The sequence below is a fragment of the Novosphingobium sp. EMRT-2 genome (assembly GCF_005145025.1).
In the GTDB taxonomy this organism is placed as follows: domain Bacteria; phylum Pseudomonadota; class Alphaproteobacteria; order Sphingomonadales; family Sphingomonadaceae; genus Novosphingobium.
Genome location: NZ_CP039695.1, coordinates 1,069,339 through 1,081,376, shown reverse-complemented (window position 1 = coordinate 1,081,376; position 12,038 = coordinate 1,069,339). Strand labels below are relative to the sequence as shown.

The window sequence follows — 12,038 nt, the reverse complement described above, 5'->3', positions numbered from 1 at the left end:
CGTGCCGATGACCTGGTCGAGCACAGGGTCCACCCAGGCGCCGCTCAACGGCCTTTCGGTCGATGTCGAGGACTGGTTCCAGGTCGGCGCGTTCGAAACCGTGATCGATCGCGGTGACTGGGATGGCCTTTCCTGCCGCGTGGAACGCAATTGCGATGTGATCCTGCGCCTGTTTGCCGATGCCGGGGTGAAGGGCACGTTCTTCACGCTGGGCTGGGTGGCGCAGCGCTATCCCGCGATGATCCGGCGCATCGCCGACGAAGGGCACGAGATCGCCAGCCACGGCTGGGACCATGCCCGGGTGTTCACGCTGGGCGCGAGGGCCTTTGCCGAGGACATTGCGCGGGCGCGGGCGGTGCTGGAAGATGCCGGCGGCCAGCGCGTGACGGGCTATCGCGCGCCCAGTTTCTCGATCGATGCGCGCACGCCGTGGGCGCACGAGGTGCTGGCGGAGCAGGGCTATGTCTATTCCTCTAGCGTCGCCCCGATCGTGCACGATCACTACGGCTGGCGAGAGGCGCCGCGTTTCGCCTTCCACCCGGTCGCGGGTGCGGACCTTATCGAGATTCCGGTGACGACGGCGGAGGTTGCCGGTCGGCGCATGGCGGCGGGCGGCGGCGGCTTCTTCCGCCTGCTGCCCTATCCGCTTTCGCGCTGGGCGATCCGGCAGGTCAACAGCGTCGATGGCCGGCCCGCCGTGTTCTATTTCCATCCGTGGGAAATCGACCCGGAACAGCCGCGCGTCGCTTCCGCGCCGCTGCGCTCGAAGTTCCGGCACTATACCAACCTCTCGGTCATGGCGGCCAAGTTGGACCGGCTGATCCGCGATTTCCGCTGGGGGCGGATGGACGCGGTGGCGGCGGGCCAGATGGCCTTGGCTCTGCCGGCCGAAACCGTGCTGGAGAAGGCGGCATGAACGCGCCGTTCCGCTTCATGGCGGCGCGCGTGCGCCTTGCCGATCCCGGGGATCGCCCCGCGATGGCGCGTTTCCTGGCCGAAGACCCCGCCGCCACGCCGTTCCACCGCCTGGAATGGATCGAGGCAGTGGAGCGCGCCACCGGGCACCGCGCGCACCTGCTGCTGGCCGAGCGTGATGGCGCGATTACCGCGATGCTGCCGTTGCACGCGGCGCACTCCCCGCTTTTCGGCCGCGCGCTGGTCTCGACCGGGTTCGCAGTGGGCGGCGGGCTGATCGGCGATGCGGGCGAAGCCACGGCGCTGTTCGATGCCGCGCGCGAACTGGCCCGCCGTCTGTCCACGCCCACGATCGAGCTGCGCGGCGGCGTGATGCCGGACGGCGCGGGTTGGCACATCAAGCAGGATAGCCACGCCGGCTTCGTCCTGCCGCTGGCCGCCGACGATGAAGCGCAGTTGCTCGCTGTCCCGCGCAAACAGCGCGCGGAAGTGCGCAAGGGGCTGGGCAACGATCTGGAAGTGCGGGTCGGCCGGTCCGGGGCGGATCGCGCGATGCACTACGCGGTCTATGCCGAATCCGTGCGCAACCTGGGCACGCCGGTATTCCCCAAGCGCCTGTTCGATGCGGTGATGGACCTCTTCGTTGCGGATGCGGATATCCTGACGGTGCTGCACCAGGGCAAGCCGGTCGCCAGCGTGCTCAGCCTGTACCATCGCGGCGCGGTCATGCCCTATTGGGGAGGCGGCGTGTTCGCGGCGCGCGCGCTGCGCGCCAACGACGTGATGTACTACGCGCTGATGAACCACGCGCGCGGCCGGGGTTGCGACCGGTTCGATTTCGGCCGGTCCAAGACCGACAGCGGCGCCTACCATTTCAAGCGCAACTGGGGCTTCGTGCCGGAGCCGCTGTCCTATGCCACTTGGTCCGCCGATGGCGTTCCTCCGCGCGACGTCAATCCGCTCAGCCCGCGCTATCGCGCCAAGATCGCCGCGTGGCAGAAACTGCCGCTGCCGATCGCAAACCGGCTCGGTCCGCTGATCGCGACCGGGCTGGCGTGACGGGCGCGGCCATGGGCGAAATCCTGTTTCTGGCGCACCGGATGCCGTTTCCGCCCGATCGCGGCGACAAGATCCGCTCGTGTCACATGCTGCGCCGGATCAGCGCGCTGGCGCCGGTTCATGTCGCGTGCTTTGCCGATGACGAGGCGGACTGGTCGCACGAACCGGAACTGGCGGCGATTTCGGCCGGCCTGTGCCTTGTCGCGCGGACCAAGTCGGTTCCCGTAGCCGCCGCGCAGGCGCTGGCAACGGGCAAGCCCGTCAGCCTGACCGCGTTTTCCTCGCCGGCCATCCGCCGCTTCGTGCGCGAGACGCTGGCGACCCGGCCGATCTCGGCGATCTTCGTGTTCTCCGGGCAGATGGCGCAATACATTCCGGAGGATTTCACCGGGCCGGTGGTGATGGACTTTGTGGATGTCGATTCCGCCAAGTTCGAAGCCTATGCGCGCGCAGGCAATCCAGCGGTGCGGGTGATGTACCGGCGCGAGGCGAACCTCCTGCGCCGGTTCGAGGAAAAGATCGCGCATCGCGCCACCGCCAGCGTACTGGTGACCGATGAGGAAGCCACGCTGTTCCGCGATCGCCTGCAGCATCGGCGCGGAACCCGGGTGATGGCGCTGCCCAACGGGATCGACTGGCGGTTCTACGATCCCTCGGGCATCGCGCCCGCGCCCGAGATGCTGCGCGCCGGGCCGCAGATCGTCTTTACCGGGCAGATGGACTATCCGCCGAACATCGCGGCGGTGCAGTTCTTCGCGCGCCAGGTCATGCCGCGCGTGCGCGAGCGGTTTGCGCAAGCCGAATTCAACGTGGTCGGCCGTGCACCGGTGGCCGAGGTGCAGGCACTGCAAGGCCGCAACGGATGCCGCGTGACGGGCACCGTGCCGGATGTCCGCCCCTGGCTCGCCGGGGCCGATCTGGTCGTCGCGCCGCTGCTGATCGCGCGCGGCGTGCAGAACAAGGTGCTGGAGGCCATGGCCATGGCGCGCCCCGTACTGGCGACGCGCGCGGCCGCTACCGGCATCCCGGCGCGCGTGGGACAAGACCTCGCGGTCGCGGACGGGCCGGAGGATTTCGCCACGCACACGCTGGCGCTGCTTGCCGATACGGCGCTGGCGCGCAGCATGGGCGCGGCCGGGCGGCGCTTCGTGGTCGACCGGTGCGGGTGGGACCGCGCGCTCGACCCGCTGCCGGCCCTGCTGGGTGCGGACCGCAGGGGGGATCGCCATGCGGCCTGATGCCGTGCCGCTGTCTTTCGTCCAGCGTTTCGTTTTGGCCGTGCCGGAAAGCTGGCGGCGGCCGTTGCTGTTCGTTGCCACGGCATGGCTCGGCGTGTTCGCGCTGTTCGCCGGCGACTGGCGCGACATGGCGCTGCAATGGTGGGACAGCTCGACCTACAATCACGCGCTGCTGATTCCGCTGATCCTCGGCTGGCTGGTCTGGCTGCGGACGGACGGGCTGCAGCGCCTCGTACCCACGGCCTGGTGGCCGGGCCTGCTGCCGTTCGCCGGGGCGTGCTTCCTGTGGATGCTCGGCGATTTCTCCGGCTTCTCGCTGGCGCGGCAACTGGCGGTCGTGGTCATGCTGCAGGCGAGCGTGCTGACGCTGCTGGGGCCGCGCGTGGGCGTGGCGCTGGCGTTTCCGCTGTTCTACATGCTGTTTCTGGTGCCCGCCGGGGATGAGATGATCCCCACGCTGCAGACCGTGACGGCCAAGATCACGATGCTGTTGTTGTCTGTGGCGGGAGGCCCCGCCACGATCGACGGCGTGTTCATCACCGCACCGGGCGGCTATTTCGAAGTGGCCGAAGCCTGTTCGGGCGTGAAGTTCCTGATCGCGATGGCGGCCTATGGCGCGCTGGTCGCCAACGTCTGCTTCCGCAGCTGGCCGCGCCGGGTGGCGTTCATGGCAATGGCGCTGGTGGTGCCGATCCTAGCCAACGGCGTGCGCGCCTGGGGCACGGTGTTCATCGCCGGCAAGGTCGGCATCGGCTTCGCCGCCGGCTTCGACCATGTGTTCTACGGCTGGGTGTTCTTCGCCATCGTGATGGCGCTGGTCATGGCTGCGGGCTGGAAGTTCTTCGATCGCGCGATCGACGATCCGATGATCGATGCGGACGCCATCGCCGCCTCTCCGCTACTGGGCCGGCTAGCCGCCTTGCGCTGGCCCGAAGGCCGTGCGCTGGGCGCGCTGGCCGGGATCGCCGCGCTGTTCGTGGGCTGGGGGGCGATGGCCAACCGGCTGGAGGCGCCGGTGCCCGCGCAGATCCTGCTGCCCGATGTGCCGGGTTGGCACCGGGTGGACATGGCGCCGGTCGCGCCCTGGCGGCCGCTGCACACGGGCGCCGAGCATCGGCTGCTGGGCAGCTATGCCGATGCGAAGGGGCACCGGGTGGAGGTGTCCTACGCGCTCTATGCCGGGCAGGCGGAAGGGAAGGAGGCTGGCGGCTTCGGGCAGGGCGCCTTGCCGCTGGGCAGCAGCTGGGCGTGGGAAAAGCCGGGCCTGGCGCTGGAAGGTGCGAAGTCCGATGTGATCCAGGCGCCGGGGCCGGTCCACCGCCTCGCGCTCACCTGGTATCGCACCGGCGATCTGCTGACCGGCAGCAACGCGCGGCTCAAGCTGGCCAACATCGCCGACCGGCTGCTGCTGCGCCGCCGGCCCACAGCCACGCTGATCGTGTCGTCCGAAGGCAGCGATAGGCAGACGGAAGCGGCCGTCCGGGCCTTCCTCGGTGCTACCGGTCCGGTGGCGACCTGGATGGACCGCACCGGCAACATGCGATAGGCGCGGCGGCATGTGCGGCATCGCGGGCATTTTCCACACGGAGGGCATGAAGCCGGTCGATCCGGCGCGGCTGGAGCGGATGTGCGATGCCATCGCGCATCGCGGGCCGGACGGGCAGGGGATATGGACCGCCCCTGGCGTCGCGCTGGGGCACCGCCGGCTGGCGATCATCGATCTGGCGGGATCGCCGCAGCCGATGGCGGCCACCGACGGTTCGGCGATGCTCGTCTTCAACGGCGAGATTTACAATTTCCGCGAATTGCGCCGCGAATTGCAGGCCGATGGCGCGCAGTTCCACACTGACGGCGACAGCGAGGTGATCCTCGCGGCGTGGCAGCGCTGGGGCGTCGATTGCCTGCCGCGCCTGCACGGCATGTTTGCCTTCGCGCTCTATGACCTGCGGCAGAAGACGTTGCTGCTGGCGCGCGACCGGCTGGGCGTGAAGCCGCTGTTCACGGCGCAATTGGCCGATGGCAGCGTGATCTTCGGTTCGGAGCTGAAGGCCCTGCTCGCGCATCCCATGCTGCGGCGGGATATCGATCCGCTGGCGATCGAGGACTATCTCGCCTGGGGATACGTGCCCGATCACCGGTCTATCCTGAAGGGCGTGGAAAAGCTGCCGGCGGGCCATTACCGCCTGCTGCGGCACGATGCCCCGCCGGCCGCCTCGGTGCAGTGGTGGGACATCTCCTTTGCCGACCGCGAGCAGGGCAATACGGCCGATCTCGGCGCGCACCTGCTGCACCGCCTGCGCGAGGCGGTGACCTCACGCATGATGGCCGACGTGCCGCTGGGTGCCTTCCTTTCGGGCGGCGTCGACAGTTCCAGCGTGGTGGCGCTGATGGCGGAGGCCAGCACCGATCCGGTGAAGACCTGCAGCATCGGCTTCGATGTGCACGCGCTCGACGAGACGGCCTATGCCGACAAGGTAGCCGCGATGTTCGGCACCGAACACCGCAAGCGGGTGGTGGCGTCGGACGATTTCGCGCTGATCGACCGGCTGGCCAGCATGTTCGACGAGCCGTTCGCCGATGCCTCCGCCCTGCCGACGTTCCGGGTCTGCGAACTGGCGCGCGAGCACGTGACCGTCGCGCTTTCGGGCGATGGCGCGGACGAGGCCTTCGCCGGATACCGCCGGCAGGTGTTCCACCAACGCGAGGAATCCGTGCGGGCGCTGCTGCCGCAAGGCTTGCGCGCGCCGGTGTTCGGCACGCTGGGACGGCTCTGGCCCAAGGCGGACTGGGCGCCGCGACCACTGCGCGCCAAGGCGACCTTCCTCAACCTCGCGCGGAGCGGGGAGGAGGGCTATGCCCGATCGCTCTCCGTCACCCCGGTTGAACTGCGCGACCGGCTTTATGGCGAGGATTTCCTGCGGCTGCGGGGCGATTACCGCGCTGAACAGCCCTTCGTGGACATGATGCGCCGGGCGCCGGGGCGTTCCGGGCTGGACCGGGCGCAATACGCTGATCTCAAGTTCTATCTGCCCGGCGACATTCTGACCAAGGTGGACCGGACGAGCATGGCTGTCAGCCTCGAAGCGCGCGAGCCGCTGCTCGATCACCGCTTGCTGGAATTCGGCGCGCGGCTGCCCGAGGCCATGCGGGTACGCGGGGCGACGGGCAAATGGCTGATGAAGGACGTGATGCGCCGTTATCTGCCGGAGGACGTCCTGTTCCGCCCCAAGATGGGCTTCGTCACGCCGATCGCCGCATGGCTGCGCGGACCGCTGGCCGGAGAGGCGAGGGCGGTCGCCGAAGGCGGCGTGCTGGCGCGGACCGGCTGGTTCCGCGCTCCCGTGCTGCGCGACATAGCCGACGCGCATATCGCAGGCCGCGCCGACCATTCCCGCCTGCTCTGGCAGGTGCTGATGCTGGATCGCAGCCTGGCGCTGCTGTCCTGATCCGCCCCTCACCGCGGCAGGTTCGGGCTATGTGCGATCGCCGGGGGCCTGCTTCATCGCCTGTTCAATTTGGTTGATGGGCGGTAACCATGGTAAGGTCATATAAACCATTTCGGATTAGACGCCGATCGTAACCTTTTTCGTGACGGTCCATGCGAAACATTCTGCGATCGCCAGTTTCAATCTCGGTGCTCATTGGGCTGATATGCAGCCTGGTGTTCATTGCCGAGCCGTTGGACCAGATCTACTGGAACGTTCGCTATCGTCTTTCCAGCCACGCGATCTCGCAGCCGGTCATCGTTATCCCGCTGGACAACCAGGGATCGGGATCGACGAAGAGCAGCGGCTGGACCACGATGGAACAGGCCCGGTTGCTCGAACTGGTGCGACGGCAGGTTCCGCGCAAGGTCGTGCTCGACGCGCGCGTCGATACCGGCCAGTCGATCTGGGGCGATCGCGCGCTGGCGCGTGCCATCGGCGAACTGGGGGACGATTTCTCGCTGGTTCTGCGCAACAACAGCGTGGACGCGGATTCGCATGGCGAGTTCCTGTTTCCGGCGTCCTCCGTGGTGCCGCGTTCGCGCATCGCCATTTCCAAATGGAACGCGAACTTCATCGATTTCGCCACGACCGCGCCCTATGCGGTACGGATCGATGGCAAGGCCTATCCCACCGTCGGCCCGGCCGTTGTCGGTATCCGCGGGCGTGAGGGCGGGGTCTATGTGCCCGATTTCTCGCTCGATCCGGATTCGGTGCCGCAGCTTCCCGTCAGCAAGCTGCTCAACGGCAAGTTCGCGCCGGGCCTGCTGACTGGCCGCACCGTCGTCATCAGCGATTTCGGGACGGCAGGACGGCCGATCGGATACTTCGGGCACGGCCGCACGCCCGACATTGCGCTGGCTTTCGCCGGAGCCGAGGGGTTGCGGCGGCCTTTCGCCATCGTTCTGCCGCGCCTTGTCCTGCTGGGCCTGCTGGCGGTTTGCCTCGCGCTCGCGGCGAATGCCCGGTCCCGCCGAGAAAAGGCGCTGTTCTATGGCGCGGCCTGCGCGGTCACGTTCGTGCTGCCCGCCATCCTGGTCGAATTCGGCATCCTCAGCTTCACCGATCAGCTCCTCGCCACGATGGCGATCTATGGCAGCATCCGTCTTTGGCAGAAGTGGCGCCGCCGCGTGCAGCACACTAGCGCATCGGGCCTGCCCAACCTCCTGTCGCTCACCTCGAAGCAGATCGAGGTTGGCCGCGACGTGGTGGTCGCAGTAATCGCGCGCTACGAGGAAATCCTCGCGACTCTGCCCAACGAACTGCACGGCGAATGCGCGCGGCAGATTGCGCGCCGCCTGTCCGTCGGCTCGGGACGCAGCGAGATCTACAACGGCGATGGCGGCCATTTCGCCTGGACCGAGGAAGCGCGGCCGCTGGAAATGCAGCTCAACCATCTCGAAGGGTTGCGCGCGCTGTTTTCGGCTCCGCTACAGATCGGCGAGCATACTTTCGACACCAACATCCACTTCGGTCTCGACCGCAACGAAGGCGTGGATGCCCTTACGCGCGTCAATTCCGCGCTGGCGAGCGCCAACGAGGCGCTGACCAGCGGCCGGTCGATCGAATTGTTCGAAGCGGCGCGCCTTGCCGAAGCACCGTGGGAGCTCTCGCTCCATGCGCGGATCGATGAAGGTCTGCGCAACGGCGATATCTGGCTGGCCTTCCAGCCGCAGTGGGACTTTGTGGAAAAGCGCTTCTACGGCGCAGAAGCCCTGATCCGCTGGAACCACCCCACGCGCGGGCCGATCGCGCCCGATGCCTTCATCCTGCAGGCGGAGCGGGCAGGGCGGATCGACGCCCTGACCTTCTGGGTTCTGGAAGAAGCGATCACCGCGGCGCTTGAGATCAACGCGCTGGGGCCGCGCTTCCAGATGAGCATCAACCTTTCGGCGCAGATGGTCGACAAGCCCAATCTGGTATCGAACATCGCCGAGGTCGTGCAGCGGCGCGGGATCGATCCTGCGCTCCTGACCATCGAGGTGACCGAAACCTCCAGCGTCCACAACCGTCCGGCGGCGCGTCACAATCTTTCGCAATTGCGCGCGCTGGGCTTCCGTCTGTCGATCGACGATTTCGGCACCGGCGAGGCGAGCCTTTCCTATCTGGCCGAACTGCCGAGCGACGAGTTGAAGATCGACCGCCGGTTCGTTTCGCGCATCACCACGGCCGAGCGCGAGCGCGCGATCGTCGCCCATACGATCGCGCTGGCGCACGATCTTCACCAGGAAGTGGTGGCCGAGGGAATCGAGGACGAGGCGACGCTGCAGCTTCTGATGGAGCTGGGTTGCGATCACGCCCAGGGGTATTACCTCGGCAAGCCGCAATCCTTCGCCGACTTCATCCAGACCTACCGGCGATCGGCCGACATCCAGATCGGAATCGTTTAGGGATTGTTAACCCTCGACGTTAATGATAATTTTTGCTTCCAACCGTGGATGGAGGCAAAAGCTATGTCGATTTGGCGTTGGCTGCTTCAGCTGATCTGAAGCACTGAAAATACGGGCATTTCCGCAAGGAAGTGCCCGTTTTCTGGCACTCCGGGCTTTTTGGATTTCCACTGGCTTCGGTGGAGATTGGCTTATTGCTCTCTGTTTTTTGGTTAACCCGTGCGGTTTCGCGCGGGTTTTTTGTTGGGTGATTCGCGCCAGAACAGACGGATTGCCGGATGCCCCCACGGGGCTGGTAAGTGCGCAGCATCGGCTAGCGGTATGAACCGGGCAGGTCCGCGAGGAAGGCGCTGTCAGTTCTCGCCGTGTCCCAGCGCGAGATAGTCCTGGCTTTGCATTTCCATCAGGCGGCTGATGGTGCGGTCAAATTCGAAGCGGCCATCGCCGCTTTCGTAAAGTTCCGCCGGTTCGGCATCAGCGGCGGCAATCAGCTTCACCTTGTGTTCGTAAAGCGCGTCGATCAGCGTGACGAAGCGCGCGGCCTCGTTGCGGTTCTCGGGGCCGAGGCGCGGGATGCCGACGATGATGACGGTGTGGTACTTGCGGGCGATGGCCAGATAGTCCGCCGCTCCGCGCGCTTCGGCGCAGAGCCGCTTGAAACTGAACACGGCCACGCCCTTCAGGCTTTTGGGCACGTGCAGCATCCGTCCGCCGCCGACGTCGATGTCGGCGGAAGGCACGTGCAGGCCGTCTTCGGGCGGATAGTCGGTGAGCCGGAAAAAAGCTTCGCGCGTAGCTTCGGTCGCGGCTGGGCCGTTGGGCACGTGCCAGGTGCCGACGCCGCGCATCCGTTCCAGCCGGTAATCGGTCGGGCCATTGAGCGTCAGCACGTCCAGCCGGCTTTCGACCAGCGCGATGAACGGCAGGAAGTGTTCCCGGTTCAGACCGTCCTTGTATAGTTCCGAAGGCGCGCGGTTGGAGGTGGTCACTACCGTCACGCCATGGTCCACGATCAGCGCAGTGAACAGCCGGCTCATGATCATGGCGTCGGCGCTGTTGTTCACGACCATCTCGTCGAAGCACAGCACGCGCGTTTCCTGCCCGATGGCGGCCGCGACGGGCAGGATCGGGTCGCCGCTTTCCTTCTTGCGCTCCTCGCGCAGGCGGGCGTGCACATCGAGCATGAATTCGTGGAAGTGCGAACGGCGCTTGGCGGTGATGGCGAGATTGTCGTGAAACAGGTCCATCAGCATGGACTTGCCACGCCCCACGCCGCCCCACATGTAGAGCCCGCGCGGCTGTTCCTGCGTCTTGCGGCCGAGCAGCTTGCCGAAAAAGCCGGGCGCGGACACCGGTGTTTCCAGTTCCTGCTGGAGCCGATCCAGCGTGGCGGCGGCAGCGGCCTGTTCCGGATCGGGCCGGAGTTCTCCCGCCGCGACCAGTTCGGCGTACCGTTCGGAAACGCGGGTCATTTGCGCGAAGGTTTGCGGACCGTGCCGGTAAAGGACGCGATGGTCTCGTCTTCCTGGACCACCAATCCGCGCAGGAAAACAAGCCGCCCGGTTTCGCGCAGAACTTCGCAAACCGAATCGAGCGGCTGGCCGATCCTGCCCGCGCCGATGAACTGGGTCGCCAGATCGAGCGTGACCGAACCCGCCGCATCGCCGTTCAGCAGCAGCCGCATCGCGGAAAACAGCGAAATGTCGATCAGCGCCAGCGTTACCCCGCCGTGCACCGCATCCAGCAGGTTGCTGTGCCGGCGTTCGGGAAACATGCGCAGACGGACCTGGCGCTTGCCGCCCGGCGCCTCTTCTTCGCGCACGACCAGATCGCCCATCGTCTGGGCGTTGAACCGGGTGGTATCCGCGAGGTTCCAGGTAAACCAGCCGGGGTGCCGGTCAGAAGGCCCGTAGCTGAAGGCCATCTTCGCGTCAGACCGCCCGTTCGGCCTGCATCTTCTTGATTTCGGCGATCGCGCGCGCCGGCGACAGGCCCTTGGGGCAGACGTTGGCGCAGTTCATGATCGTGTGGCAGCGATAGAGGCGGAAAGGATCTTCCAGCTCGTCCAGCCGCTCGCCGGTCATTTCATCGCGGCTGTCGGCCAGCCAGCGATAGGCCTGGAGCAGGATCGCCGGGCCAAGGAACTTGTCCGAATTCCACCAGTAGCTCGGGCACGATGTCGAGCAGCAGGCGCACAGGATGCACTCGTAGAGGCCGTCCAGCTTTTCCCGCTGTTCGGGCGACTGGAGGCGCTCCTTGCCCGAAGGCGTGGGCGAAACGGTCTGCAGCCAGGGACGGATCGAGGCGTACTGCGCATAGAAGTGCGTGAAATCGGGAACGAGGTCCTTGATCACTTCCATATGCGGCAGCGGGGTGATGCGGATGTCGCCCTTGAGGTCCTCGATCGCGGTGGTGCAGGCCAGGCCGTTGCGGCCGTTGAGGTTCATTGCGCACGAACCGCAGATGCCCTCGCGGCAGGAGCGACGGAACGTCAGCGTCGGGTCCTGCTCGCTCTTCATCTTGATCAGCGCGTCCAGCACCATCGGACCGCACTGGTCCAGATCGATCTCGAACGTGTCGTAGCGGGGGTTCTCGCCGCTGTCGGGGTCGTAGCGATAGACCTTGAACTTCCGGATCCGGCCCTGGGTCGCCGCCGCGTGATGACGGGACTTTCCGGTGATCTTGGAATTCTTCGGAAGCGAGAAGGTCGCCATCAAAATGTCCCCGATGCGCGTGGTTGGCTCCAATTCGAGTCGGTCATTAGCGAAACCGGCGCGTGGGGCAAGGGGGACAGAAGGGTAATGCGCCTTGCGGCGCACAATTGGCAGGATGGGGCTTGCCATCGTTCCGGAGGAACCATGCTGCGGAACGCGCGGTGTTTCCGGCTTGTCGAGGGTGGAGGGTATGCGCACTCTGCGCCGGCAGCGTGAAAGGCGATCGAGAGGGAGAGG

General features: G+C 66.6%; 9 protein-coding genes. 6 read left to right on the top strand and 3 right to left on the bottom strand.

Features of this window, described 5'->3' with window-relative positions:
- The first annotated feature begins 7 nt into the window (after positions 1-7).
- The 6 genes from FA702_RS05335 to FA702_RS23120 all read left to right on the top strand — a co-directional run bounded on the left by FA702_RS05335 (position 8) and on the right by FA702_RS23120 (position 9,087).
- Positions 8-916, top strand: coding sequence for an XrtA system polysaccharide deacetylase (locus FA702_RS05335; protein ID WP_136955305.1), 909 nt, complete (start codon positions 8-10; stop codon positions 914-916).
- Positions 913-1,974 (top strand): FemAB family XrtA/PEP-CTERM system-associated protein, encoded by a 1,062-nt coding sequence (locus tag FA702_RS05330; protein WP_136955304.1) that lies wholly within the window; start codon positions 913-915, stop codon positions 1,972-1,974. Before FA702_RS05335 ends, FA702_RS05330 begins: the two co-directional genes overlap by 4 nt.
- The gene (locus FA702_RS05325) at positions 1,908-3,212 is read left to right on the top strand and encodes a TIGR03087 family PEP-CTERM/XrtA system glycosyltransferase (RefSeq protein WP_255504723.1); all 1,305 of its coding nucleotides are present in this window, start codon (positions 1,908-1,910) and stop codon (positions 3,210-3,212) included. Before FA702_RS05330 ends, FA702_RS05325 begins: the two co-directional genes overlap by 67 nt.
- Positions 3,202-4,758, top strand: a complete 1,557-nt coding sequence (gene xrtA, locus FA702_RS05320; protein ID WP_136955303.1) for an exosortase A — start codon at positions 3,202-3,204, stop codon at positions 4,756-4,758. The genes FA702_RS05325 and xrtA overlap by 11 nt, the downstream gene beginning before the upstream one ends.
- Before the next feature lie 10 nt (positions 4,759-4,768).
- Entirely contained in the window at positions 4,769-6,658 is a 1,890-nt protein-coding gene (locus tag FA702_RS05315; protein ID WP_136955302.1) for an XrtA/PEP-CTERM system amidotransferase, read from the top strand.
- Positions 6,659-6,873: 215 nt separating this feature from the next.
- Positions 6,874-9,087, top strand: a complete 2,214-nt coding sequence (locus FA702_RS23120) for an EAL domain-containing protein (protein ID WP_255504722.1) — start codon at positions 6,874-6,876, stop codon at positions 9,085-9,087.
- A 353-nt stretch (positions 9,088-9,440) separates the two neighbouring features.
- Here FA702_RS23120 and zapE read toward each other — a convergent pair whose 3' ends face one another.
- The 3 genes from zapE to FA702_RS05295 are packed head-to-tail and all read right to left on the bottom strand — an operon-like array spanning position 9,441 to position 11,801.
- Positions 9,441-10,559, bottom strand: coding sequence for a cell division protein ZapE (gene zapE / locus FA702_RS05305; protein WP_136955301.1), 1,119 nt, complete (start codon positions 10,557-10,559; stop codon positions 9,441-9,443).
- A complete protein-coding gene (locus FA702_RS05300) occupies positions 10,556-11,011 on the bottom strand; it encodes a PaaI family thioesterase (RefSeq protein ID WP_136955300.1) in 456 nt (151 codons plus the stop codon). Before FA702_RS05300 ends, zapE begins: the two co-directional genes overlap by 4 nt.
- Positions 11,012-11,018: 7 nt before the next feature.
- Positions 11,019-11,801 (bottom strand): succinate dehydrogenase iron-sulfur subunit, encoded by a 783-nt coding sequence (locus tag FA702_RS05295; protein WP_124807940.1) that lies wholly within the window; start codon positions 11,799-11,801, stop codon positions 11,019-11,021.
- Between the last annotated feature and the right edge of the window lie 237 nt (positions 11,802-12,038).